Source organism: Pseudomonas sp. SB113, from assembly GCF_040754745.1.
Taxonomy (GTDB): Bacteria; Pseudomonadota; Gammaproteobacteria; order Pseudomonadales; family Pseudomonadaceae; genus Aquipseudomonas; species Aquipseudomonas grimontii.
In genome coordinates this window covers 95020-119180 of the sequence record NZ_JBFMHW010000022.1, presented here as the reverse complement: position 1 = coordinate 119180, position 24161 = coordinate 95020, and the positions used below count along the sequence as shown (strand labels likewise).

The 24161-nt window shown below is 60.5% G+C and carries 22 protein-coding genes and 1 tRNA gene; 11 read left to right on the top strand and 12 right to left on the bottom strand.

Translation table 11 applies throughout. The features are described 5' to 3' along the window. Window positions 1–288: 288 nt before the first annotated feature. Entirely contained in the window at window positions 289–1290 is a 1002-nt protein-coding gene (locus AB1462_RS24570; RefSeq protein WP_367248093.1) for an ABC transporter substrate-binding protein, read from the bottom strand. Window positions 1291–1578: 288 nt separating this feature from the next. Between AB1462_RS24570 and AB1462_RS24565 the strand changes: the two genes are divergently transcribed. From AB1462_RS24565 to AB1462_RS24555, 3 genes are all read left to right on the top strand, one after another. Further along, entirely contained in the window at window positions 1579–3171 is a 1593-nt protein-coding gene (locus AB1462_RS24565) for an ABC transporter permease (protein WP_367248092.1), read from the top strand. Beyond that, complete coding sequence (locus AB1462_RS24560; protein ID WP_367248091.1) at window positions 3168–3983, top strand: ABC transporter ATP-binding protein; 816 nt, start codon at window positions 3168–3170, stop codon at window positions 3981–3983. Before AB1462_RS24565 ends, AB1462_RS24560 begins: the two co-directional genes overlap by 4 nt. A 135-nt stretch (window positions 3984–4118) precedes the next feature. Next, window positions 4119–4433 (top strand): hypothetical protein, encoded by a 315-nt coding sequence (locus AB1462_RS24555; RefSeq protein WP_090401141.1) that lies wholly within the window; start codon window positions 4119–4121, stop codon window positions 4431–4433. A 3-nt stretch (window positions 4434–4436) separates the two neighbouring features. Here AB1462_RS24555 and AB1462_RS24550 read toward each other — a convergent pair whose 3' ends face one another. Beyond that, complete coding sequence (locus AB1462_RS24550) at window positions 4437–5513, bottom strand: fatty acid desaturase (protein ID WP_367248090.1); 1077 nt, start codon at window positions 5511–5513, stop codon at window positions 4437–4439. Window positions 5514–5614: 101 nt separating this feature from the next. On the opposite strand from AB1462_RS24550, the gene AB1462_RS24545 reads away from it, so the two are divergent. After that, on the top strand, window positions 5615–6619 hold the full coding sequence (locus tag AB1462_RS24545) for an AraC family transcriptional regulator (RefSeq protein ID WP_367248089.1): 1005 nt from the start codon (window positions 5615–5617) through the stop codon (window positions 6617–6619). 127 nt (window positions 6620–6746) lie between these two features. Here AB1462_RS24545 and AB1462_RS24540 read toward each other — a convergent pair whose 3' ends face one another. After that, a complete protein-coding gene (locus AB1462_RS24540; protein WP_090401144.1) occupies window positions 6747–7112 on the bottom strand; it encodes a response regulator in 366 nt (121 codons plus the stop codon). A gap of 38 nt (window positions 7113–7150) precedes the next feature. Next, a complete protein-coding gene (locus tag AB1462_RS24535; RefSeq protein ID WP_090401145.1) occupies window positions 7151–7837 on the bottom strand; it encodes a Crp/Fnr family transcriptional regulator in 687 nt (228 codons plus the stop codon). A gap of 83 nt (window positions 7838–7920) precedes the next feature. On the opposite strand from AB1462_RS24535, the gene AB1462_RS24530 reads away from it, so the two are divergent. Continuing rightward, window positions 7921–8448, top strand: coding sequence for a DUF962 domain-containing protein (locus tag AB1462_RS24530; protein WP_367248088.1), 528 nt, complete (start codon window positions 7921–7923; stop codon window positions 8446–8448). A gap of 126 nt (window positions 8449–8574) precedes the next feature. Here AB1462_RS24530 and AB1462_RS24525 read toward each other — a convergent pair whose 3' ends face one another. The 6 genes from AB1462_RS24525 to dibA form a co-directional block, all read right to left on the bottom strand. Next, the gene (locus AB1462_RS24525; RefSeq protein ID WP_090401147.1) at window positions 8575–9555 is read right to left on the bottom strand and encodes a sulfate/molybdate ABC transporter ATP-binding protein; all 981 of its coding nucleotides are present in this window, start codon (window positions 9553–9555) and stop codon (window positions 8575–8577) included. 3 nt (window positions 9556–9558) lie between these two features. After that, window positions 9559–10431, bottom strand: a complete 873-nt coding sequence (cysW, locus tag AB1462_RS24520) for a sulfate ABC transporter permease subunit CysW (RefSeq protein WP_090401148.1) — start codon at window positions 10429–10431, stop codon at window positions 9559–9561. 13 nt (window positions 10432–10444) lie between these two features. Further along, window positions 10445–11263, bottom strand: coding sequence for a sulfate ABC transporter permease subunit CysT (gene cysT, locus AB1462_RS24515; RefSeq protein ID WP_259194368.1), 819 nt, complete (start codon window positions 11261–11263; stop codon window positions 10445–10447). A 76-nt stretch (window positions 11264–11339) separates the two neighbouring features. Then, window positions 11340–12350 (bottom strand): sulfate ABC transporter substrate-binding protein, encoded by a 1011-nt coding sequence (locus AB1462_RS24510; protein WP_090401149.1) that lies wholly within the window; start codon window positions 12348–12350, stop codon window positions 11340–11342. A gap of 65 nt (window positions 12351–12415) precedes the next feature. After that, window positions 12416–12598 (bottom strand): sulfur starvation response protein OscA, encoded by a 183-nt coding sequence (oscA, locus tag AB1462_RS24505; RefSeq protein ID WP_003170956.1) that lies wholly within the window; start codon window positions 12596–12598, stop codon window positions 12416–12418. A gap of 556 nt (window positions 12599–13154) precedes the next feature. Next, window positions 13155–15068, bottom strand: a complete 1914-nt coding sequence (gene dibA / locus AB1462_RS24500; RefSeq protein ID WP_367248087.1) for a phosphodiesterase DibA — start codon at window positions 15066–15068, stop codon at window positions 13155–13157. Window positions 15069–15235: 167 nt separating this feature from the next. Between dibA and desA the strand changes: the two genes are divergently transcribed. Beyond that, window positions 15236–16420: a delta-9 fatty acid desaturase DesA gene (gene desA, locus AB1462_RS24495; protein WP_090401151.1), complete on the top strand. Its 1185-nt coding sequence runs from the start codon at window positions 15236–15238 to the stop codon at window positions 16418–16420. Between the two features lie 188 nt (window positions 16421–16608). Further along, a complete protein-coding gene (locus AB1462_RS24490; protein WP_090401152.1) occupies window positions 16609–17610 on the top strand; it encodes a sensor domain-containing diguanylate cyclase in 1002 nt (333 codons plus the stop codon). A gap of 119 nt (window positions 17611–17729) precedes the next feature. On the opposite strand, the gene gabT is transcribed toward AB1462_RS24490, so the two are convergent. Then, window positions 17730–19007, bottom strand: a complete 1278-nt coding sequence (gene gabT, locus AB1462_RS24485; protein WP_090401153.1) for a 4-aminobutyrate--2-oxoglutarate transaminase — start codon at window positions 19005–19007, stop codon at window positions 17730–17732. Window positions 19008–19189: 182 nt separating this feature from the next. Beyond that, complete coding sequence (gene gabD / locus AB1462_RS24480) at window positions 19190–20632, bottom strand: NADP-dependent succinate-semialdehyde dehydrogenase (protein ID WP_065948543.1); 1443 nt, start codon at window positions 20630–20632, stop codon at window positions 19190–19192. 359 nt (window positions 20633–20991) lie between these two features. On the opposite strand from gabD, the gene AB1462_RS24475 reads away from it, so the two are divergent. The 4 genes from AB1462_RS24475 (at window position 20992) to AB1462_RS24460 (ending at window position 24160) form a co-directional block, all read left to right on the top strand. Continuing rightward, a tRNA-Arg gene (locus AB1462_RS24475) sits at window positions 20992–21068 on the top strand. A gap of 168 nt (window positions 21069–21236) precedes the next feature. Beyond that, complete coding sequence (locus AB1462_RS24470) at window positions 21237–22472, top strand: tyrosine-type recombinase/integrase (RefSeq protein ID WP_169863850.1); 1236 nt, start codon at window positions 21237–21239, stop codon at window positions 22470–22472. 993 nt (window positions 22473–23465) lie between these two features. Next, on the top strand, window positions 23466–23684 hold the full coding sequence (locus AB1462_RS24465; RefSeq protein WP_367248086.1) for a helix-turn-helix domain-containing protein: 219 nt from the start codon (window positions 23466–23468) through the stop codon (window positions 23682–23684). Further along, entirely contained in the window at window positions 23684–24160 is a 477-nt protein-coding gene (locus AB1462_RS24460; RefSeq protein WP_367248085.1) for an ogr/Delta-like zinc finger family protein, read from the top strand. The genes AB1462_RS24465 and AB1462_RS24460 overlap by 1 nt, the downstream gene beginning before the upstream one ends. Window position 24161 lies beyond the last annotated feature (1 nt).

The following is a 24161-nucleotide window of genomic DNA, read 5'->3' as shown; positions in this document are numbered from 1 at the left end:
CTCGAGCTTGAATCGGCAGCGCGCCTGACGCAGCCTCGCTTGCGCTCGGCAGCTGCTACGGGGGTGGGCCTTGATGGGGTTGGTATTTGCTGTCGAGCCCCGGCGAGGCTGCGTTGGCCGCGACTCGGGCTTGAATCGGCAGCGCGCCTGACGCAGTCTCGCTTGCGCTCGGCAGCTGCTACAGGGGGGCCTTGATGGGGGTTGGATAAGACGGTATCTACGCAGAAGGCTCGCTCAAGTTGTGTAGATACCCATGCCCCGATGGCGATAGCCCAGTCACCACCCGACTCAAAGTCCCGCCGCCGCCAGATTCGGCGCCAGCCAGTCACTCACCTGGAACGACTTGCGAATCAGCTTCTCCTTGGAAGCCAGGTCCACCGCGCCCTGCAATTTAGCCAGGAACACCGGGTCCAGGGTCGACGGGAAAATTTTGCTGAGGGTCTGGTCTTTCAAGTCATTGGTGAGGATCACCGGCGGGTAGCTGGCCAGCCCGGACACCAGCGCAATGTAGGCCTGCTTGTTGTTGTCATCGGTCAACCATTGCACCGCCTGCTGCTGGGCCTTGAGCAACTTGGCGACGGCGTCGGGGTGCTGGTCGACAAACTGTTTGCTGCCCACCAGCACCGCCTGGATGCTGCCGGCGCCGCCGAGGTCCTTGGTGGTCAGCGGAATTTCAGCCAGCCCCTTGGCTTGCAACGCCGTCAGGTTCGAACCGCCCCAGGTGGCGTCGATCTGCTTGGCAGCCAACGCGGCATTGGCGGCGTTGTAGTCCAGGCTGATGACTTTGAGGTCCTTCTCACTCAAGCCCTGGCTGGCCAAGGCACTGTCGAACGACAGCTGGCTTGCGGTACCACGGAACACCGCAACGCGCTTGCCCTTGAGGTCCTGCAAGGTCTTGATGCCTGAGCCCGGCACCACGCCGAGATACTGCTTGATGTCCCGCGCGGTGGCGCTGAGCAAGCGTGTCTCCAGGCCATTGGAGCGACCGATGATCGCCGCCAGGTCGCCCAGGTATGCCAGGTCCACCTGCCCGTTGGCGAAGGCTTCATTGATCACCGGGCCGGCGCCCTTGAAGTAATTCCACTGGATCTTGATGCCTTGGTCGGCAAAGGCTTTTTCGAAGATCTGCTGATCGCGCAGCACGTCCGTTATGCCGCCACCACTGTGCTGGCTGCCTGCGCTGAGGTCGGGCACGGCGATGCGGATTTCCTTGAGGTCGGCAGCCTGCACCAGGCCTGCCAGCGCGGTGCCTGCGACCAGGGTGATCAGACGTTTGAAGGGCAGTTTCATAAGCGCAGCTCCTTGTGGGCGAGGGTCGCCTGGGGAGCAGAAAGTAGGCACAGGCGGATAAAAACTTTAAATACTATAAATTCACAATTTAATAGCTTTTAGATCTATGCAAGTGAAAACGCCGGGCCCAGAGGACTATGCATAAACAGCATCGAAAATATTCTTCGAATGCATTGGATGCGTGCCGGGCAGAAGCTTTAAATGATTTTTCTTATCCCCCAATCATCTTGATTGCATTTTTATAAGATCAAAAACACATAACGCCATCGGCGACAACGGAGGTCCTCCATGGCCCGAATTTCACTTTTGAGCCTCCCGCTCGCGGCCCCCGGCGCCGCGCCACGCTGGCCGCTGCGCAGTGAACGCCTGCTGCCATGGTTGCTGCCGGTGACGCTGTTTGCGCTGTGGTGGCTGGCCAGCCGCAATCACTGGATGAGCGAGCAGATCCTGCCGCCACCGTCCCTGGTGTGGAGCAGCGCGGTGGAGCTGGCCGGCGGTGAGTTGTGGAGCCACCTGGCAATCAGCCTGCAACGCCTGTTCTGGGGCCTGCTGGCGGGTATTGGCGCCGGAGCGCTGCTGGGCGCGTTGCTGGGTTTCAGTGCGCGCGCCGAGCGCCTGGTGTTTCCGACGTTCAGCGCTCTGTCGCAAGTACCGACGCTGGCCTGGATTCCACTGTTCATGGTGTTCTTTGGCATTGGTGAAACCCTGAAACTGGTGGTACTGGTGAAGGCGATCGTGGTGCCCGTGACCCTGCATACCCTGGTGGGCGTGCGCGACGCCCAACCCCATTTGCGTGAAGCCGCCCGCGTGTTGCGCCTGCCCACGCACCTGTTGATCCGTCGCCTGATCCTGCCCGCCGCGCTGCCGGCATTCATGGCCGGTGTGCGCCTGGCTCTGGCGGCCGGCTGGACCTCGCTGCTGGCGGTGGAGTTGCTGGCCTCCAGCGAAGGCATCGGCTACCTGATGGTGTGGGCGCGCCAGCTGTTCATGCTCGATATCGTCTTCGTGTGCATCGTGGTCATCGGCGTATTCGGCGTGGTGATGGACCGGGGCATTGGCTGGCTGGACCGCAAATGGGTGCACTGGCCCCATCCGGCCACGGCGCAGATTCGTCGCGGGCCGCGCTATCAAGGCTGGCAGCGCCTGCAACCGTGGTTGCTGCCCCTGTTGTTGCTGGCGCTGTGGCAGGTCGCGACACAACAAGGCTGGGTAAACCCGAACATTCTGGTCAGCCCGTGGGTGGTGCTGCACACCACCGTTGCCGGCGTCGTGGATGGCAACCTCAGCGGTGCACTGGGCACCAGCCTGGGGCGAAGCCTGGGCGGGTTGATACTCGGTGGCGGCCTTGGCTTTGCCATGGGCCTGTGGCTGGGACTGTCACGGCGCAGTGAGCGGGTACTCGGACCGACCCTGGCCGCCTTGCGCCAGATCGCGATTTTCGCCTGGGTGCCGCTGCTCACCGCCTGGTTTGGCCTGGGTGAATTGGCCAAGTGGGTGTTTATCGCCCTCGCCGCCTTCTTCCCGTTGCTTATCGCCACCCAACGCAGCGTGCTGAATCTGTCGCCGCAGCTCAACGAAGCGGCGCAGGTGCTGCGTTTGAATCTGTTCCAACGGTTACGACGCCTGGTACTGCCAGGCGCCGCAGCCGGCATTTTCGCCGGCCTGCGCCTGAGCCTGATCTACGCCTGGCTGGGCACCATCGGTGCGGAATATTTCATGCCGTCCAACGGCGGTATCGGCAGCCTGATGATCGGCGCCCAACAACTGCTGCGCATGGACCTGATCATGAGCGGCATGCTCCTGGTCGGTCTCACCGGCGCGGCCCTCAACCTGATCGGCCAGCGCATCGAAATCCGCGCCACCCGCTGGAGACACGCATGAACGCACCTATCGTCAGCTTCAACCATGTGGGCAAGACCTTTGACGTCGACGGCTTCGAGCTGGAAGCCATCCACGAATTCAACCTGGAGATTGCCGAAGGCGAATTCGTCGCGATTGTCGGTTCCAGCGGCTGCGGCAAATCCACCCTGCTGCGCCTGCTGGTGGGGCTGGATACGCAGTTTCGCGGCGAGATTCGCGTCGACGGCAAAGCGGTCAGCGGCATCGGCGGCGAACGCGGCATCGTGTTCCAGGAGCACCGTTTGTTCCCCTGGCTGACCGTGGCGGAAAACATCGGCCTGGGCCTGGTCAACGAGCCGTTGAGCGACGCCGAGCGAACCCGGCGCATCGCTGACTTTATCGAACTGGTCGGCCTCACCGACTTCACCCGTGCCTATCCGCACCAGCTGTCCGGCGGCATGGCGCAACGGGTGGCGATTGCCCGTGGCCTGGTGGCCAGCCCGCGCATCCTGCTGCTGGACGAACCGTTTGGCGCCCTCGACGCCCTGACCCGCCAGCAGATGCAGGACGAACTCCTGGCGATCCGCGCCCGCGCCAAAATCACCGCGGTATTGGTGACCCACGATGTGGAGGAAGCGATCTTCCTCGCCGACCGCGTGGTGGTGATGGAGCCCCGGCCGGGGCGGATCAAGCAGGTGGTCGAGATTGCCCTGCCCCACCCGCGCCAACGCAGCAGTTTCGAATTCCACCAGCTGCGTGAGGAACTGCTGCACGAACTGACCAGCGACGGCCATTACCAGCCGCCCGCGCGCGAACAGATCCGCGACCTGCCCCTGGCCTTTATCGCCTGCTAGAGAGAGATCGCCTTCGGACAGGGCGACATCACCTCTTACAACCCCAGCATTGCGACAAGTGAGCAAGGCGTCTTAGATGCGGGCTCGTTGTATCGACCCATGTCTTTTCAGCCCCATTACTCAGGAAGAGTACGCATGACTGTAGCGCCCCATTTCATAGCCTGCATGGCCCTGTCCTTGCTGCCAATCGCTGTACAGGCCGCGCCCAACGTGGCTCCGGTTGAACATCCACTCATTGAGGTGGTGAATAAAACCAAGACACCCTTGGATATTATTCAAGGAAAATGGATAACCGTCGTCCTGCCAGGACAGAGCCAGCAGGTTGAAGACTCCAAAACCCAGCCTTTGACGATTGCCACTAAAACGCGCGATGCGGCAATCCGATTTGTAACGCTTTCGTACGCCAAAGGCTGTAAAGCACAAACCTGTCTGCTGATTTCCGGAGAATAACCGTTACACCGGCGCAGTCTGGCTTTGCGACTGCGACTGCGCCTGCTCCCCGCGCTCAAGCCGATTGGCCCGCGCAAACGTACCGAAATCATTGAACCGCACGCCCATCTGGGCCATGACCTTATGCGCCACCTTGGCCGTCATCTGGCGGATGTAGAACGGCTCCTTCACCACAAAATGGTGAATCCCGTGGGTGCTGCCGAAGTTGAAGCAGAACGCCTGCAACGGCCACATCCACCACGGGTTCAACACTTGGGTTTGCTGGATCACATTGCCCAGTTCCACATCGCCGTAGTAGTGCATGTTGGAGCTGACAAAGTGCAGGCAAAAGGTGCGCAGCACGTTGGGGCCGATGATTACCACGGCGGCGATGTCGATCACCTGCATCATCTGCAAGGTGCCGGTAGACCACTCGATCGGCGTGCCCAGCAGGCCGGCGATGCCGTTGGCGGCATGGAAACCGAGGAAGATGTACCACGCGCCCCAATGCAGCAGCGCCAGGGGCGCGTAGACCAGCAGCGAGCGCTTGAGGATCTTGAGTTTGTGGCCCCAGGTCTTGGCGCGCAGCATGCGGATAAACGCCGACATCACGTTATCGCCCACCATCAGCAACCGCGCCAAGCCCCAGGGCTCGCCGTTGGTGATCGCACGTTCTTCCATATCGGTCTCGGTGCCGGAGACCTTGTGGTGATTGAGGTGCAGATGCCGACGGATCCATGGGTTGATGGTGCTCGGCCGCGCCAGCCAGACCAGGCCCATCATCAGGTTGTGGGGCACGCGCTGCTTGCGAAAGTACATGCTGTGGATCAGGTCGTGTTCCAGCTCGTGGGTCAGTGAAGCCAGGAACGCATTGAGCAGCAGGCAGGCCCACCAAGCCATATGACCGGTGATATAGAGCGCCGCCGAGCCCATCATGCCCAGCAAGGCAAAGGCCAGGATGCCCGCGCCCAGGGCATCCTGATGCAGCAACCACGGGTGCTGCCGACGCAAGCGCACGCCTTCGGCGAGCACCACCTCACGGATATGCGCCGAACGCTGTTGCGCGTTCATCTGCTGGGGACTTGCAGAAGTACCGTCCATGCTCCCATCCTCTTATTCATTGATGGTTACATCCTGCACCAGGGCTTCCCGCAGGACGCTAGCCCCACACGCCAACCTGTTGACCGCAAGCGCCAATCGCCATGACCGAACCGACTTCCCTCGCCAGCTGGACCCGCGCCCTGCGCAAGCAGCTCGATGCCCTGGGCCTCGACAGCGCCGCGCTGTGCGCGCAGGCCGGGCTCGACCCGCAGCAGATGGACGACCCCAACGCGCGCTACCCGCTGTCGGCCACCACGCGCTTGTGGGCACTGGCGGTGCAGGCCAGCGGCGATCCGGCGATTGGGTTGCGGGTGTCGCGGTTTGTCAGCCCGACCACCTTTCATGCGCTGGGTTATGCGTTGGTGGCGAGCGGCAGCCTGCGCGAGGTATTCGAGCGCATCGTGCGTTATCACCAGGTGGTCAGCGATGCCCTGACACTGGAGCTTAGCGGCGATGGCGAGCACTACCGCTTTCGCCTGCTGCAACCGCCAGGCAGCCCGGCACCGGCGCTGGAAGCCATCGATGCGTTTGCCGCGATCTATGTGCGCACGTGCCGCAACCGCCTGGGCCGCGACTATGCGCCGTTGGCGGTCTACCTGCGGCGCCCGGAACCCGTCGACCCCAAGCCGTGGCACACGGTGTTCCGCGCACCGGTGTTTTTTGGCGCCGAGGAAGACCGCCTCGAATTCGCCGCCAGCGATTTCGACAGCCACCTGGACGACGCCAACCCGGAACTGGCCGAACACAACGAAACCGTGCTCAAACGCACCCTCGCCCAACTGCAACCGCTGACCTGGGAGCGCAAGGTGCGCGCGGCCATCGAGGCGCAACTGCCCGATGGCGAGCCGAGTGCCGAGCGGATTGCCCAGGCGCTGCACTTGAGTTTGCGCAGTTTGCAACGGCATCTGGCGGATGAGGGGTGTCGGTTTGATGCGTTGCTCAATGAATGCCGGGAGAATCTGGCGTTGTTGCACCTGCGGGATCCGCAGTGCTCATTGGCGGAGATCAGTCATCTGCTCGGGTTTGCTGATACCAGCAGCTTTAATCGCGCATTCAAGCGCTGGACAGGGATGACGCCGGGGCAGTTTCGGGATGGGTTGCGGTAGGTGGATGCGTGGGGAGGCTGAAGGCCTCATCGGGGGCAAGCCCCCTCCCACAGGGGAGCGCATTGCAAATGTGGGAGGGGGCTTGCCCCCGATGGCAATCTTTCAGGCACTACAGTTACGGGATCAATCAGCGGCCCCGATCCCGCCGCAACAGTTTCTTCACCCGCATCACCAACACCTTGGCCTCAAACGGCTTGAGCAGGTAATCATCTTCATGCAGCTCCAAGCCACGCAGGCGATCTTCAATCCCGCCCGGCGTGGTCAGGAACAACACCGGCGTCTCACCCTTCTGCCGGATGGCCTGCTGCAGCTTCCAGGCATTCAGCCCCGGCAGCATCACGTCCAACACCACCAGGTCGTACTCGGCGCTTTCGACAAAGCGCTGCGCCGCCATGCCGTTGGCCGCGACTTCCACGGTGTAACCGGCCTCGCTCAAGCCCTGGGCCATCCGCTGCGCCTCTTCGGATTCATGTTCCACTAACAGCACGCGCATAACACACCTCGATTGATCAGGTTTGCAGGCTAACACCCTCAGGTGTGCGCCGCCTCTCGTAGCCGCTGTGCGTCGAGGATTTCGATCTCGCCGTAGCCAAGGCGCACGATGCCCTGGGCTTGCAGGTCCTTGAGCAAGGCATTGGTGGTCTGGCGCGACAGGCTCAACATCGCCGCCAGGTCTTCCTGGGGCAGTTGCAGCACGCGCTTTGACAGTTCCATGTCGCCGTAACCCTCAACGATCATCAACAGCCGGTGGGCCAGGCGAACCGAAGCGGGCATCAGGCTGAGCTGCTCGAGGCCGATAAAACTCAGGCGCAGCTTCTGGCTCATCAGCAACGCCAGGTCGCGCCAGTACCGAGGGGATTCCTCGAGGATCTTCAGCAGCGCCTGCTGCGGCACCTGCACCAGCGTGCACGGCCCCGTGGCGCAGGCGTCATGGGTGCGCGGCAAGCCGTCGAACAGGCAGATCTCGCCGAACCAATAGGGCGCCCCCACCAGGCTCAACAGCGCTTCCTTGCCGTGCTCATTCACCGCACTGACACGCAACGTACCGTCGAGTACCGCATACAAGCCACAGGGCGGATCGCCGCGCTTGAACAGGTATTGTCCCGCCGTCAGCTGCCGCAGCCGCGCATGGGCCAGCAGACTATGCTGGAACGGTACGGGCAGGTGACTGAACCAGTGACCGACGGCCAACCGGGAGTGCCATTGCGTCGCATCCATGAGAACTCCGAAGATTGTCGCCCAACTGACAGTTAGTCGCAGGCTGACAGGGCATGATCAAACATCCTACAGGAGGAACAACAATGAAAAGCCTCGTCGACCATCTCAGTCAATACGCCGCCTACCACCGCGACCCACGCAATATCGCCAGCCACTTCATCGGCATCCCGCTGATTGTGGTCGCCGTGGCCGTGCTGCTGTCACGCCCCGAATGGGCCGTGGGCGGGCTGTGGATTTCACCCGCCGTGATTGTCGCGCTGTTTTCGGCGTGGTTTTACCTGCGCCTGGAATTGGCCCTGGGCGCGCTGATGATGGTGTTGATGGGCTTGTCGGTATGGGCCGGGCATGAGCTGGCGGCGCAGAGCACGATGGTGTGGCTCAGCAGCGGCGTCGGCCTGTTTGTGGTGGGCTGGGTGATTCAGTTTGTCGGGCATTACTACGAAGGCAAGAAGCCCGCATTTGTGGATGACGTGTCGGGGTTGATTGTGGGGCCGTTGTTTGTGGTGGCGGAGGTGGCGTTTTTGCTGGGGTTGCGGCAGGGCCTCAAGCAACAGATTGAGGAGCGCTCGGGACCGGTGGTTCGCCGCGATCTGAAGCCGAGACAGGTCTGAATGTGGGAGGGGGCTTGCTCCCGATAGCGGTGTTTCAGCCAGCTTATCTGCTGCTGACCCACTGCAATCGGGAGCAAGCCCCCTCCCACATTGAACCTGTTTCACATCGGGATTTTTGTTTGGGGCTCAGGCTTTTTGCCAGACCTTGGGCTTGAAGAACAAGGTCTCGCCCCGCGCCAAACCGGTCAGGCTGTCGTGGTCTTTCACCACTTCGGCTTCGATCAGGTCCGTCTGGCCTTCGACCTTCAAGGTCACCCGGGTGGTCGCGCCCAACGGGCGAATATCACGCACTTCAGCCGCGTGGTGGTCTTCGAGTTCATGACGCGACAGCGACACTTCGTGGGGGCGGAACAGCACGTGCTGGTCTTCACCCAGGTGCAGGCGGTTGGAGTCGCCGAGGAAGTGATAGACGAAATCGCTGGCCGGGTTTTCGTAGACGTCGCCCGGTGAGCCGATCTGCTCGATCACGCCCTTGTTCATCACCACGATGCGGTCGGCGACTTCCATGGCCTCTTCCTGGTCGTGGGTCACGAACACCGACGTCAGGTTGATGTCTTCGTGCAGGCGTGCCAGCCAGCGGCGCAGCTCTTTACGCACCTTGGCGTCGAGGGCACCGAAGGGTTCATCCAGCAGCAGCACTTTCGGTTCGACCGCCAGGGCGCGGGCCAGGGCGATACGCTGGCGCTGGCCACCGGAGAGTTGCTCCGGGTAACGGTCGGCCAGCCAGTCCAGCTGCACCATGTTCAGCAGTTCGTGGACCTTGGCCGCAATCTGGCTTTCGTTCGGGCGCTGTTTTTTCGGCTTCATGCGCAGGCCGAAGGCGACGTTGTCGAACACGGTCATGTGGCGAAACAGCGCGTAGTGCTGGAACACAAAACCGACGTTGCGATCGCGCACGTCGTGGCCGGAGACGTCTTCACCGTGGAACACGATACTGCCGTCATCCGGGGTTTCCAGGCCGGCGATGATGCGCAGCAAGGTGGTCTTGCCGCAGCCGGAGGGCCCAAGCAACGCCACCAGCTCGCCACTCTGGATGTCCAGATTGATGCTGTTCAGGGCCTTGAAGGCGTTGAAGTTCTTGCTGACATTACGGACTTCGATCGACATGACTTATTCCTCAGCCGCAGCGGCGCGCAGGCGATTAATACGGTTCTCGCTCCACTGCTTGAGCAGCAGGATGAAGAGCGCCAGGATCAGCAGCAGACTCGCCACCGCAAAGGCGGCAACGTGGTTGTATTCGTTGTAGAGAATCTCGACGTGCAGCGGCAAAGTGTTGGTCACGCCGCGAATATGGCCGGACACCACCGACACCGCGCCGAACTCACCCATGGCCCGCGCGGTACACAGCACCACGCCGTAGATCAGGCCCCACTTGATGTTCGGCACGGTGACATGCCAGAACATCTGCCAGCCATTGGCGCCCAGCAGGCGCGCGGCTTCTTCTTCCTGGGTGCCCTGCTCCTGCATCAGCGGGATCAGTTCACGGGCGACGAACGGCACGGTGACGAAGATGGTCGCCAGCACGATGCCGGGCAAGGCGAACACGATCTGGATGTCATGCTCCTGTAACCACGGGCCAAACAGGCCCTGGGCACCGAACATCAGCACGTAGACCAAGCCTGCGATGACCGGGGAGACCGAGAACGGCAGGTCGATCAGCGTGACCAGGATGCTCTTGCCACGGAACGAGTACTTGCTCACGCACCAGGCGGCGCTGACGCCGAACACCAGGTTGAGCGGCACCGAGATCAGCACGGCGATCACCGTGAGTTTCAGCGCGGACAACGCGTCCGGTTCAAGGATCGCGGTGAAAAACGCACCGAGGCCGTTCTTCAAGCCCTGGGACACCACGATAAACAGCGGCAGCAACAGGAACAGGAAGAACACCAGCCAACCCAGGCTGATCAGGATGCGCCGGGAAACAGCGCTGCCACGGCGGGCGGCGTTGGCCGAGGATGCAGCGGAAATAGACGATTGGGACATGTTCCGCGCCTCCTTATGGACGTTCGATGCGCCGCTGCAACAAGTTGATCAGCAGCAGCAAAACAAAGGAAACCACCAACATCAGCACGCCAATGGAGGTGGCGCCGCGGTAGTCGTATTGGTCGAGCTTGACCATGATAAGCAGCGGCAGGATCTCGGTTTTCATCGGCATGTTGCCAGCGATGAAAATCACCGAGCCGTACTCACCGACGCCACGGGCAAACGCCAGGGCGAAACCGGTCAGCCAGGCGGGCAGCAGCGCGGGGACGAGGATGTAGCGGAACACCTGCAACGGCTTGGCGCCCAGGCAAGCGGCGGCTTCTTCGATTTCCCGGGGGATATCGGCGAGTACCGGCTGCACCGTGCGCACCACGAACGGCAGGGTCACGAAGGTCAGCGCCAGGGTGATGCCCAACGGGCTGTAGGCGATCTTGAAGCCCAGGTCGGCGGCGAACTGGCCCACCAGGCCGCTCGGCGTGTACAGCGCAGTCAGGGCAATACCGGCCACGGCGGTGGGCAGCGCGAACGGCAGGTCGATCATCGCATCGATGATCTTGCGGCCAGGGAAGGTGTAGCGCACCAGCACCCAGGCCAGCAGCGTGCCGATCACGCCATTGATCAGGGCGGCGTACAGCGCGGTGCTGAAGCTCAGTTTCAACGCCGCCAGCACACGGGGTGCGGAGATGATGTTCCAGAACTGATCCCAGGTGAGTTGAGCGGCGTGTACAAACATCGCCGCGAGGGGGATGAGTACGATCAGGCTGAGGTACACCACGGTGTAGCCCAGCGTCAGCCCGAAGCCGGGTATGACGGGGGAAATACGACGCGACATAAGAGTCCTTGGTTAGCGGAACTGACACACAAAACCCGCAGGTGAATGCGGGCTCCGTGGGTGTGTATTTCTCGGCTTACTGCGCCGTGTAGATCTGGTCGAACACGCCGCCGTCGTTAAAGAATTTCGGTTGGGCAGTCTTCCAGCCGCCGAAGTCTTTGTCGATAGTCACCAGGTCCAGTTTCGGGAACTGCTGGGCGTATTTTTCGGCCACTTTTGCATCGCGTGGGCGGTAGAAATTCTTCGCCGCAATCTCCTGGCCAGCCGGGCTGTACAGGTGCTTGAGGTATTCAGTGGCGATCTCGGTGTTGCCCTTTTTCTCGGCGTTCTTGTCGACCACGGCCACTGGCGGCTCCGCAAGGATCGACAGGGACGGCACGACGATGTCGAACTTGTCGGCGCCGCCGTCTTCTTTCAGGGCCAGGAAGGCTTCGTTTTCCCAGGCCAGCAACACGTCGCCCTGACCATTGTTGACGAAGGTGATGGTCGAGCCGCGCGCGCCGGTGTCGAGGATCGGCACGTGCTTGAACAGCTCTTTCACGTATTCCTGGGCCTTGGCTTCGCTGCCACCGGATTTCAGGCCGTAGGCCCAGGCGGCAAGGAAGTTCCAGCGCGCACCGCCGGAGGTTTTCGGGTTAGGTGTGATCACCGACACGTCTTTCTTGATCAGGTCGCCCCAATCCTTGATGCCTTTAGGGTTGCCCTTGCGCACCAGGAACACGATGGTGGAGGTGTACGGGGTGCTGGCGTCCGGCAGGCGGGTCTGCCAGTTCTCCGGCAGGGTCTTGCCCAGCTTGGCGATTTCGTCGATGTCACCGGCCAGGGCCAGGGTCACCACGTCGGCACGCAGGCCGTCGATCACCGCCCGGCCTTGCTTGCCCGAACCACCGTGGGATTGCTGGATCTTGACGTTGTCGCCGGGGTGGGACTGTTTCCAGAAGTGGGTGAATTCAGCGTTGTAGTCCTGGTACAGCTCACGGGTAGGGTCGTACGAGACGTTGAGCAACTCGTAGTCCTTGGCAACGGCGGAACCGGCAAACACGGCGCTGGCCAGGGCGGCCAGGGCATAACGGCGAATCGACGACATAGAAGCTCCTGAAATTCTGGGGTGTTGGCTTTTTCTTATAGTTGCGGGTCTATCGCCGTTCTTGCTCAGCTCGGTTTGTTACCCGGGTTCTGCAGACGGAATTTTTCCTTGCGTTCGATCTGTACCACTTGAGCGTTGTGCACAGTGATTTCCACCGCGCCAAACCGCAGATCGCGCAAGGCGCTCTGGATCTCACGCAAAATGGCTGCTTCGTCCTGGCCGTCGACGCTACGTAGAGATGCGCTCATGGTCTCGCTCCTGAAATGAATAGTGCCTCGCAGTGGCGGCACTGCTTGCGGCGTAGGGCGATAGTAGATAAGCGCGGATATTCTTAAAAATACTATTTAAGAATGTTTATATAACCAAAAAGAATTTTCTGGCAGGACGCGGGGTTGCGAGGGAGTTTTGTGTTCGGGCGCTGAAATTAAGCCTTGCGAAGTTCCAACTGTGGGAGGGGGCTTACCCCGATGGCGGTCTGTCAGGTACCAATGTTCTGCCTGATACACCGCTATCGGGGCATAGGTATCTACACAACTTTTCAGACCCTGACAAATCTCCCTGTGGCGAGCGGGCTTGTCGAATCGTCGCACCGCCCGCGTTGGGCTGCGAAGCAGCCCCAAAACCAGCCTCTACAGAGTGTCTGATACACCGCATTCTTCCTTACAGGGGCTGCTACGCGGCCCAACGCGGGACAAGCCCGCTCGCCACAGGTGCCCTATCTGCTGGGTGTTCAGCGTGGGGCCAACGTTGTGTAGATACCTATGGCTATCGGGGGCAAGCCCCCTCCCACATTTTGAATGCATTTCAAGGCTGGAGAGTGGGGGCGCGGTTCCAATCAATCTCGTCTGCCGGCATTGGCCGCCCAAACCAATACCCCTGCCCCATATCGCAGTCTTGCTCCAACAAAAACCGCGCCTGCTCCACTTGCTCGATCCCCTCGGCATGCACCTGCATGCTCATGCTCTTCGCCAGGGCGATCACCACGCGCACGATGGCGGCATCGTCTTCGTCCCACGGCAGCCCGGCGACAAAGCCCTGGTCGATCTTGAGTTTCTGCACCGGCAGGCGCTTGAGGCGCAGCAGTGAGGAATAGCCGGTGCCGAAGTCATCGATAGCCAGGCGCAAGCCCAGTTCGCGCAGGCGGTGCAGTTGTTCCAGGGCCACTTCAGGGTCATCCATCACTGCGCTTTCGGTGACTTCCAGCTCCAGGAAAGCGGGGTCCAGGCCGGTATCGTGCAGCACCTGCGCGACTTGATCGTAGAGTTCGCGCCGGGCAAACAGGCGGCTGGATACATTGATTGCGATAAAGCTCAGCGGCACGCCGTCGGCCAGCCATTGGCACATCTGCCGGCAGGCCTGGTCCATCACCCACCCGTCGATATCGGCAATCAAGCCGGTACGTTCGGCGATGGGGATGAAATCACCCGGCGGCACCAGGCCACGCTCGGGGTGTTGCCAGCGCACCAGCGCTTCGACGCCGATCAGGCGGCTGGTGTGCAAGTCATGCACCGGCTGGTAGTAGACGCGCAGTTCCTGCTGTTCGAGGGCGCGGCGTAGTTCGCTGGCGATTTCCACACGGTTCTGCGCGTGGGCGGTGAGTTCTTCGGTATACAGCGCGTAGCCTTCGCGGCCCACGCTTTTGGCCTTGAAGAGCGCGGAATCGGCGTTGCGCAGCAACTGCTCGGCGCTCAGGGCGTCATTGGGGAACAGGCTGATGCCGATGCTGGCGCTGATAAACAGTTGATGGCCGTCAAAGATGAACGGCTGCTTCATCACATCCAGCATGCGCTGCGCCAAAGCCGCCGCCTGCACCACCTGTGAGCAATTTTCCGCGAGCACCGCGAACTCATCCCCGCCCAGGCGCGCCAGGGTGACGCCGGGGCCGAACAACGCCTTGAGCCGCTCGCCCACCAGCTTGAGCAACTGGTCGCCAACGTTATGGCCAAGGCTGTCGTTGATGATCTTGAAGTGGTCCAGGTCCAGCAACAGCAGGCCGCAGCCGCGCTTGTGCAGTTGCGCCGAGGCCAGCGCCTGTTCGGCGCGGTCGGTGAACAGCAAGCGGTTAGGCAGGTCGGTGAGCGGGTCGTGGTGAGCCAGGTGCGCCAACTCGTGCTCGGAATCCTTGATGGCGCTGATGTCGGAAAACACTGCAACGTAATGGCTGATATGGCCCAGGTCATCGTGAATCACACGAATGGTTTGCCACTGTGGATAAATTTCACCGCTTTTGCGCCGGTTCCAGATTTCACCGCTCCATTCACCGCTGTGTTCCAGGGTCTGGAACATCTGTTGATAGAAATTCGACGAATGGCGACCGGACTTGAACAGGCTCGGCTGCCGGCCCAAGACGTCTTCGCGCTGGTAGCCGGTGATTTCCATGAAGGCCCGGTTCACATGCACGATCAGGCCCTTGGCGTCAGTCACCAACACCCCTTCGCGGGTGCAATCGAACACGGCAGCAGCCTGGCGCAGGCGCTCGCGGTTCTCTTTCAAGGGTTGCTGTTGCTGGTGGACCCGGGCAGAGCGGGCACAGATCAGGTAGATCAACAAGGCACTGACCGCAATCCACACATAGCTGCGCACCTGTAACCACTGGTGCAGGTCGGTCGGGTTATCGAGAAACTCGATCAATACCCGATGAGTGAGACCGATCCAGGCACTCGAAGCCAGCAGGTATACCAGCCCCGCATACAGGGCGCCTCGGCATGAAAACAGCATATGTTCAGTAATCCTTACTTAGAAATGCAGAATCGTCCTACAAAGACTGGGGATTATAGGATATGTAACATCTCGTAAGTCTTATCTGAAAGGGCCGCTGGTTTTCTCTGTAGGCTTAGTGATAATGCGTGAGCTGTTCTTTTCTTTATCTGAGGGCCATACAGCCTATGTGGTACAACGGTTTTCTTGACTTGTCGGCCTGGCAACTGGTGGCAGTCACCCTGTTGATGACCCACGTGACCATCGTTGCGGTCACGGTTTATCTGCACCGCTATTCAGCCCACCGCTCCCTGGAACTCAATGCCGGCCTGAAACACTTCTTCCGCTTCTGGCTGTGGCTGACCACGGCACAGAACACCCGCGAGTGGACCGCCATCCACCGCAAGCACCACGCCAAGTGCGAAACCGTCGACGACCCGCACAGCCCGGTGATCAAGGGCCTGTCCACCGTATTGCGCAAAGGCGCCGAGCTGTACCGCGCCGAGGCCGAAAACCCCGAGACCCTGCGCATCTACGGCAAGAACTGCCCGGACGACTGGATCGAGCGCAAGATCTACACCCCTTACCCGCTGCTGGGTGTCGCGATCATGGGCGTGATCGACCTGCTGCTGTTCGGCACCATCGGCATCACCATCTGGGCGATCCAGATGATGTGGATCCCGTTCTGGGCCGCCGGCGTGATCAACGGCCTGGGCCATGCGGTGGGCTATCGCAATTTCGAATGCCGTGACGCGGCGACCAACCTGGTGCCGTGGGGCATCATCGTCGGCGGCGAAGAGCTGCACAACAACCACCACACCTACCCCAACTCGGCCAAGCTGTCGGTGAAGAAGTGGGAATTCGACCTGGGTTGGGCGTGGATCAAAGTGTTCAGTTACCTGCGCCTGGCCAAGGTCCAGCGTGTGGCACCGATTGCCCACCGCGTGGAAGGCAAGGGACACCTGGACATGGACACCGCCATGGCGATCCTCAACAACCGCTTCCAGATCATGGCCCAGTACCGCAAGTTGGTGATCGGACCGCTGGTCAAGCAGGAGCTGGAAAAAGTCGATCACTCGGTGCGCCACCAGTTCCACCGCGCCAAACGCCTGCTGTCGCGGGAAACCAGCTTGCTGGATGACCGTCACCACCTGCGTATCCAGAGCATGCTGGAACACAGCCAGGCGCTGAAAGTGATCTACGAAAAACGCCTGGCGCTGCAGCAGATCTGGCTCAAGACCAGCTCGAATGGCCACGATATGCTCGCTGCCATCAAGGAGTGGGTACACGAGGCCGAGGCCAGCGGCATCCAGTCCCTGCGGGATTTTGCCCACCAATTGAAGACCTATTCGCTGCGTCCTGCATCCGTCTGACAACATGGCGGGAGGGCCTTCCCTCCCGCCCACCAGCTTTTTGGCGCCATTTCTCGGACACCGTCAATCGCTCCTATTGACGGAACTTCACTGCAATTCGCCTCTCTCAATGAACACTTCGCCATCATGGTGGCCCCTTGTAGTGACCGCTGCTCGATCTTGCGGCGCGCCCAGAGAGAGTTGTGCCGATGGTTCTCGAAAAGCCCTTCACCAGCGACATCCCTACCGCTGACCCTCCGCGTCCGGCTGCGGCAGCAACCCTGCTGGCGCTGGTCCATGCCCAGGGCGAAGTCGAACGGCTGAGCGAACGCGAACAATTACTGAGCTCGTTGCTGGTCAGTGTGAATGCCGTGCTCTGGGCCATCGATTGGCAGACCCGCCGCGTGCTTTACGTAAGCCCGGCATACGAGCGGATTTTTGGTCGCTCTGCCGGCCTGCTGCTGGCCGACCACCGCGAATGGCGCAACAGCATCCACCCCGAAGACCTCGACTACGCCGAACACAGCCTGGCGCGCGTGCTGGAGCAAGGTGCCGTGGAGGACCGCGAGTACCGCATCATCACCGCCGACGGGCAGATCCGCTGGCTGAGCGACAAATGCTACATCAACCAGCAGGTCGAACCCGGCGAGCCGGTGATCGTCGTCGGCATGGCCGAGGACATCACTGAAAAAAAACAGATGGAACTGGAGCTGCACCGTCTCGCCACCACCGACGTGCTGACCCAGAGCAGCAACCGCCGACACTTCTTCGAATGCGCCAACCAGGCCTTCGACAGCGCCTGCGCCCAAGGCGCGCCGCTGGCCTTCCTGCTGCTGGACATCGATGACTTCAAGGACGTCAACGACACCTACGGCCACCTGGAGGGCGACCAGGTGCTGCGGCGTATCGCCGAGAGCGGTCGCGGGGTACTGCGCCGAGGCGACCTGTTCGGGCGCATTGGCGGCGAAGAGTTCGCCGCCGTACTGCCGGGTTGCGCGCCTGAGATGGCGTTGCAGGTGGCCGAGCGCCTGGGCAAGGAGATCCAGGCGCTGAGTTTCAGCTTCGAAGGCCAGGCGTTCAGCGTCACCATCAGCCAGGGCCTGGCCAGCCTGACCGAGGAAGACTCAACCCTGGACAGCCTGTTCGCCCGCGCCGATGCCGCAATGTATGAGGCCAAGCGCCAGGGCAAGAACCGCGTCATCGCTGGCTGAATGCCCCTCCCACGGAGGTTTTGCGTACTGGCATCCACTGCGACGAGGTCTGAAGGTGCTGCAAGGGCACAAAAAAACCCGCCGGAGCGGGTTTTTCTGTCGATCATGTCAGCTTCCGCTTACAGCTCGGAGAAGCACTCTTCGATGATCGCCAAGCCTTTGTCCAACTGTTCGTCCGGTGCGGTCAGCGGGACCAGTACGCGCAATACGTTGCCGTAGGTGCCGCAGGACAGCAGGATCAGGCCCTTGTCACGCGCCTTGGCCACCACAGAGGCAACGGCCGCAGCGTTTGGCTTGTGGGTATCGCCATCGTCGAACAGCTCGACCGCGATCATCGCGCCCAGGGCACGCACGTCGCCGATCACCGGGTACTTGGCCTGGATCGCCTTGAGGCCGGTCACCAGGCGCTCGCCCACAGCCTTGCAGCGGTCCAACAGGTGCTCTTCTTCGAACACTTCCATCACCGCCAGCGCAGCGGCGCAAGCGATCGGGCTACCGGCGTAGGTGCCGCCCAGGCCACCGGGAGCAATGGCGTCCATGTATTCGGCCTTGCCGCACACACCGGCCAGCGGGAAACCGCCAGCGATGGATTTGGCGAAGGTGGTCAGGTCGGCGGCAACGCCCATCTGTTCCATGGCGAAGAAGGTACCGGTACGGCCGGCACCGGTTTGCACTTCGTCGGCGATCAGCAGGATGCCGTGCTTGTCGCACAGCTCACGCAGGCGCTTCATGAAAGACTTCGGCGCGACGTAGAAACCGCCCTCGCCTTGTACCGGCTCGATGATGATGGCGGCAATATCACGCGGCTCGGCATCGTTCTTGAAGATGCGTTCGATGCTGGCGATGGAGTCGTCGTCGCTGACACCGTGCAGTTCGTTCGGGTACAGCGCGCGGAACACGCCGCCTGGCATCAGGCCCATGCCGGCCGAGTAAGGCACGACTTTACCGGTGAGACCCAAGGTCATCATGGTACGGCCGTGGTAGGCGCCGGTGAAGGCGATCACGCCGGCACGGCCAGTCGCGGCACGGGCGATTTTCACAGCGTTTTCAACGGCTTCGGAACCGGTGGTGACCAACAGGGTTTTCTTGGCGAAATCGCCCGGAACCTTGGCGTTTACTTTTTCGCAGACTTCTACGTACGGCTCGTAGGCCAGTACCTGGAAGCAGGTGTGGGTCAGCTTGTTCAGCTGCTCGGTCACGGCGGCGATGATTTTCGGGTGCACGTGGCCAGTGTTCAGCACCGCGATACCGCCGGCGAAATCGATGAACTCGCGACCTTCAACGTCGGTCACGCTGGCGTTCTTCGCGGATTCGGCGAAGATCGGGTGAATCTGGCCAACACCGCGCGGTACAGCGGCTTCGCGGCGTTTCATCAGGGAAGCGTTGGTCTTGCTCATAAAGTCCTCATTCGCCACTCATCGGGTGGCGTTGCTCAAGGAATACGTGGCGGGGAGGCAACTACGGCAGCATGCGATGATCGACTGCCACAGCTTTCCCGGCCACTACGAATAACGATGTGAAACACGCAAAGGGTCAGCGCTCTCGTGCCCTTTGCGTTTGCTGCAATCTCTTACGGGGCTTAGATGCCCAGGCAGAGGTATTTGATTTCCAGGTAGTCCTCGATCCCGTACTTGGAGCCTTCACGGCCCAGGCCCGAGGCCTTGATACCGCCGAACGGCGCCACTTCGTTGGAGATCAACCCGGTATTGACCCCGACCATGCCGTATTCCAGGGCTTCGGCCACACGGAACACACGGCCCAGGTCGCGGGCGTAGAAGTAGGAAGCCAGGCCAAACTCGGTGTCGTTGGACATCGCGATCACTTCGGCTTCGTCTTTGAAGCGGAACAGCGGCGCCAGCGGGCCGAAGGTTTCTTCCTTGGCGACGGCGGCGTTTTTCGGCACGTCGACCAGGATGGTCGGTTCAAAGAAGTTGCCTTCCATGACCTTGCCACCGGCCAGCAGCTTGGCGCCTTTGCTCAGGGCGTCGGCAATGTGTTCCTGAACCTTGGCCACGGCTTTTTCGTCAATCAGCGGGCCGGTGGTGGTGCCTTCTTCCAGACCGTTGCCGATCTTCAATTTGGCCACCGCGACTTTCAGTTTTTCGGCGAACGCGTCGTACACCGAATCCTGGATGTACAGGCGGTTGGCGCAGACGCAGGTCTGGCCGTTGTTGCGGTACTTGGAGATGATCGCGCCTTCGACGGCCTTATCCAGGTCTGCGTCGTCGAACACGATAAACGGCGCGTTGCCGCCCAGCTCCAAGGAGACTTTCTTGATGTCCTTGGCGCACTCGGCCATCAACTGGCGACCGATTTCGGTCGAACCGGTGAAGGACAATTTACGTACGATCGGGTTACTGGTCAGCTCGCCGCCGATGTCGCCAGCGCTGCCGGTGACCACGCTCAGCACGCCTTTCGGGATACCGGCACGGTGCGCCAGCTCAACCAGGGCCAAGGCCGAGAACGGCGTTTGCGAAGCCGGCTTGATCACCATGGTGCAACCGGCGGCCAGGGCCGGGCCAGCTTTACGGGTGATCATCGCGGCCGGGAAGTTCCACGGGGTGATGGCGGCGGTCACGCCGATAGGCTGCTTGATCACGATCAGGCGCTTGTCGGGCTGGTGGCCGGGGATCACGTCGCCATAGATGCGCTTGGCTTCTTCGGCGAACCACTCGATAAAGGACGCGGCGTAGACGATTTCGCCCTTGGCTTCGGCCAATGGCTTGCCTTGTTCCAGGGTCATCAGGCGACCGAGGTCGTCCTGGTTTTCGATCAGCAGCTCAAACCAACGGCGCAGCTTGTTGGCGCGCTCCTTGGCGGTCAGCGCACGCCAGGCCGGCAGCGCCTTGTCGGCGGCTTCGATAGCACGGCGGGTTTCCGCGGCGCCCATCTTTGGCACCGTGCCGATAATCTCGCCCGTGGCCGGGTTGTTGACCTTGATGGTCGATCCGTTGTCCGCATCCACCCAAGCGCCATCGATAAAGGCCTGCTGGCGGAACAACTGGGAATCTTTGAGCTGCATGTCGGCTTTCCTTAACAGCACCGCGCGCACGCGGAGCGAATTAGAGTTGTTGAAAGGCGCCTTGTGGGCTGCCGTCAGGGAAATCAGCCCCCGCGCGCGCGATCAATGAATAGCACACGAGAGACAGAGCGTTTGAAATCTCAAACGAATCCTAGGATCAATGGGGGTACAGGGCAATAGTCTGTTCGAAAAAAAGAACGAAAACGGCGCATTTGCCGGACTTTTCTGATCAGCGCGTTCCGCCGTGTTGACCAACGGCGCCCGGCGCAGGGCCTCTGCGCGGCAAATGCCTACGTTTGAACGGCCAAAGACCGGCATGGACGCCCAAGGTCGACATGGGTATGATGTCGCCCGCACAAGCATCCGTAGCTCAGCTGGATAGAGTACTGCCCTCCGAAGGCAGGGGTCGTGGGTTCGAATCCCGCCGGGTGCACCAAAATGATGTTTCTGGTTGTCTCCTGATGACTACGAAACGCCCCGCAAAGCCCGCCCTGTGCGGGCTCTGTTGTTTCTGCTTGTCTACCTTTATCTCCCCTCATACTGTAGCTCTGTGTATCCCACGGTGTATCCTCAGGCATCTCTAGAACCGAGGGGATACACGGGCGTGAAACGGTCAGAAATCAAACGCAGACCACTCAGTGACACCGCGCTGGCAAGCATCGAACCCGAGACCGGGGAATATCGCGAGCTCGACGGTAATGGCCTGTATCTACGCGTGAAGCCAGATGGCCAGAAGTCCTGGCAGCTTCGATACAAAAACCAAGCAGCCAAATGGAGCTGGCTTGGCCTGGGCGGCTATCCCGAAGTCAGTGGCGCACTGGCCAGGAAAAAAGCAGCCGAGTATCGCAAGGAGATCGCAAACGGCGGCGACCCCATTGCTGCACGCAAGGCCCGTAAGGCTGCCGAACTCGAAGCAGCAACAAACACGTTCGAGATCCTCGCTCGCGAATGGATCGAAATTCGCACTCCAGGCTGGGAAACCAGTACAGCAAAACGCACGGTCGGCGCTCTACAACTCCACGTCTTCCCTGTGTTCGGCAAAAGACCATATGCAGAGATAACCCCAAAGCAATGGATGGATTTTCTACAAACGCTTGAGCGAAAGGGCATCCTTGAGCAAATGAGCCGCGTTCGCCGCTCCTGCAAGGAAATCTACGATCTGGCGAGGGTGACAGGCAGAGCCATTCACAACCCGCTGGAAGGCCTTAGTCGTTTCCTGCAATCCAAGCCAGCCGAGAACTACGCCCACGTCACAGCGAAAGAGCTTCCTGAGCTGCTACGCGCCATTCGGACCTACCCCCATGCTTTAGATCTGCGCCTTGGCCTGCACCTATTAACGCTGACTGGCGTCCGTCCGAGTGAGCTACGCGAGGCGCCCTGGTCAGAGTTTGACTTGGACAACGCACTTTGGAGCATTCCGGCTGCTCGCATGAAAAAGCGCCGCGACCACCTAGTACCGCTGTCAAAGCAGGCAGTTAAAGCGCTGCGAGAGCTACACACGCTAAATGGTCGTTACCCGTTGCTCTTTCCGGGACGTAGTGACCGGAAAAAGCCACGCAGCAATATGGCATTCAATATGGCGTTGCGGCGATTGGGCTACGAGGGGCGCCAGACGGCTCACGGCTTTCGGCATGTCGCCTCGACCATGCTGCGCGAAAACAACTTCCCGCGTGAGCACGTAGAAGCCCAGCTAGCGCACGTCGAGGGCGGCGTCTCAGGGGTTTACAACAAAGCGATCTACCTTGAGCAACGCCGGCAAATGATGCAGTGGTATGCGGACCAGTTGGACACGCTCGAAAAGGGCAATGTCGTCTCAATAAAACTCCAAGCAACGAGCTAAATAATCGATGGCTGACTATCTACTCAAAGAATGGCTCACACTGGGTGAAGCTGCTTGCTGGTTATCCGATCAAACGGGACAGACTTACACCGAGACCAGCATCCAGAGGGCGCTAATTACCTTTCGACTACCTGCTCATTATTGGCCAACCGACAATGCAGAGATTGGCCTCTTTGCTCTGACCTTGAGACCTGGAAAGAGCGACTGGCGAACTTCTGGATTAACACCACTGCCAGAATCTCCGCTCCACTTGGATACAGAACGATGTTCGCTGTCGTACGTGGTTGACGGCCCAGTTCCACTACCACATTACGAATTGTTCAGCGAAAACCAAGCACACCAGTCTCCCCGACCGATTGGAATTTTTACGCCTACGGGTGACGGTGAGCTGAACGGTTGCTATCGCATTGACGAAAACGAACGCCCCGCCTGTATTACTACGGGGAGTTTTCAAGTGCTCATTCACTTGGCAGACCTACAGGAGTTCAAAGAGGGCTTACCGCTGCCACCGCAACGCCCGCCGCACAACCTGTACATAGAAACCAGCAGGCTAGTCGGAACAAACGGGGTCCATATCAGAAGTAGAAGTTCGGCTGATTGGTTTAGCTATCCCGATGCGATTAAGCAGGTGGATTCCGCAAATGAGAAAGGGAGCTTACCCACGCTACGGGCTCTTGGATTCGCCGCACACGTCATCGCTGAAATAGGTGCCCATCTAGACTCGAAAGAGACCATAGCCAGTAATCGCAAAAACCTCATGCGCGGCGGAAAACCTAACGCATCCGCTATCGCGAGAGCCCTAACAAAAGTGGCCAGTGACCTTCGACACACAGGACACGGAACGACGGGAGAAGGCTTTCAGAGGTTATTGAGCGCAGCACTTCGGGAGGTCGAATAACGGATTTACGAATTACGAATTCGGAAAATCCCCAATCGTAAAAACCTCGATGCCAATCTTCACCCGTAGTCGCAGAGAGTCCTACGGAGACGAAGATGCATCCATACCGCAGCACAGCGCATAGCGCTGACCTTATGACACCAGAGCATGCAGCTCATGCCCTGAGTGTTTCCATTCGTACGCTAGCGGCCTGGCGCAGTAGAGGCCGCCACGCCCTCCCCTATGTGAAGGTAGGCCGCCTCGTACGCTACAGGGAAAGCGATATCGCCGACTGGCTGCAGGCCAATCTTCATTGCGGGAAAGGGGTGGATTGATGGCCGCTTCAACTGTTAACCCGCAACCTGCCATAGGCGAGAGCGATTGTGAGCGCGCCTCTTACAATCTACAGAGATTCAAGTCTTGGGCGGGATCAATGATGCTTGGGCCATCCAGATTCGGAGGCCTGTTGCCCGTGAGCGCCATCCCTAAAATACGTCCACAAGTCCAAGCGAAACGCCGCTGCCCTGACTGCGGTGCGGCGTTGATCAAGCGCAGCTCCAACAGCGAGCACGCACTTATGTCCAAAACCCTGCTTGTATGCAAAAACGCAGTTTGTGGCGCCACTTTCACCGGCATCGACGAAATAACGCATCGCCTAAGCCCGCCAAGTCGACCGAATCCAGAGATACAACTGCCATATGCCCCGAGCGCAATTCGTCGCGGTGTACTCAAAGAGTTGGGCCTACTTACACACGACACACAATCATCGACCCTCAGCCACTCCCAAAACGAAAGCGAGGTACGGCCGTGAG

Bases quoted from the DNA above. Each gene is read 5' to 3' on its own strand.
- AB1462_RS24570 (WP_367248093.1), bottom strand. From the start codon at position 1,290: ATGAAACTGCCCTTCAAACGTCTGATCACCCTGGTCGCAGGCACCGCG.
- AB1462_RS24565 (WP_367248092.1), top strand. From the start codon at position 1,579: ATGGCCCGAATTTCACTTTTGAGCCTCCCGCTCGCGGCCCCCGGCGCC.
- AB1462_RS24560 (WP_367248091.1), top strand. From the start codon at position 3,168: ATGAACGCACCTATCGTCAGCTTCAACCATGTGGGCAAGACCTTTGAC.
- AB1462_RS24555 (WP_090401141.1), top strand. From the start codon at position 4,119: ATGACTGTAGCGCCCCATTTCATAGCCTGCATGGCCCTGTCCTTGCTG.
- AB1462_RS24550 (WP_367248090.1), bottom strand. From the start codon at position 5,513: ATGGACGGTACTTCTGCAAGTCCCCAGCAGATGAACGCGCAACAGCGT.
- AB1462_RS24545 (WP_367248089.1), top strand. From the start codon at position 5,615: ATGACCGAACCGACTTCCCTCGCCAGCTGGACCCGCGCCCTGCGCAAG.
- AB1462_RS24540 (WP_090401144.1), bottom strand. From the start codon at position 7,112: ATGCGCGTGCTGTTAGTGGAACATGAATCCGAAGAGGCGCAGCGGATG.
- AB1462_RS24535 (WP_090401145.1), bottom strand. From the start codon at position 7,837: ATGGATGCGACGCAATGGCACTCCCGGTTGGCCGTCGGTCACTGGTTC.
- AB1462_RS24530 (WP_367248088.1), top strand. From the start codon at position 7,921: ATGAAAAGCCTCGTCGACCATCTCAGTCAATACGCCGCCTACCACCGC.
- AB1462_RS24525 (WP_090401147.1), bottom strand. From the start codon at position 9,555: ATGTCGATCGAAGTCCGTAATGTCAGCAAGAACTTCAACGCCTTCAAG.
- cysW (WP_090401148.1), bottom strand. From the start codon at position 10,431: ATGTCCCAATCGTCTATTTCCGCTGCATCCTCGGCCAACGCCGCCCGC.
- cysT (WP_259194368.1), bottom strand. From the start codon at position 11,263: ATGTCGCGTCGTATTTCCCCCGTCATACCCGGCTTCGGGCTGACGCTG.
- AB1462_RS24510 (WP_090401149.1), bottom strand. From the start codon at position 12,350: ATGTCGTCGATTCGCCGTTATGCCCTGGCCGCCCTGGCCAGCGCCGTG.
- oscA (WP_003170956.1), bottom strand. From the start codon at position 12,598: ATGAGCGCATCTCTACGTAGCGTCGACGGCCAGGACGAAGCAGCCATT.
- dibA (WP_367248087.1), bottom strand. From the start codon at position 15,068: ATGCTGTTTTCATGCCGAGGCGCCCTGTATGCGGGGCTGGTATACCTG.
- desA (WP_090401151.1), top strand. From the start codon at position 15,236: ATGTGGTACAACGGTTTTCTTGACTTGTCGGCCTGGCAACTGGTGGCA.
- AB1462_RS24490 (WP_090401152.1), top strand. From the start codon at position 16,609: ATGGTTCTCGAAAAGCCCTTCACCAGCGACATCCCTACCGCTGACCCT.
- gabT (WP_090401153.1), bottom strand. From the start codon at position 19,007: ATGAGCAAGACCAACGCTTCCCTGATGAAACGCCGCGAAGCCGCTGTA.
- gabD (WP_065948543.1), bottom strand. From the start codon at position 20,632: ATGCAGCTCAAAGATTCCCAGTTGTTCCGCCAGCAGGCCTTTATCGAT.
- AB1462_RS24465 (WP_367248086.1), top strand. From the start codon at position 23,466: ATGCATCCATACCGCAGCACAGCGCATAGCGCTGACCTTATGACACCA.
- AB1462_RS24460 (WP_367248085.1), top strand. From the start codon at position 23,684: ATGGCCGCTTCAACTGTTAACCCGCAACCTGCCATAGGCGAGAGCGAT.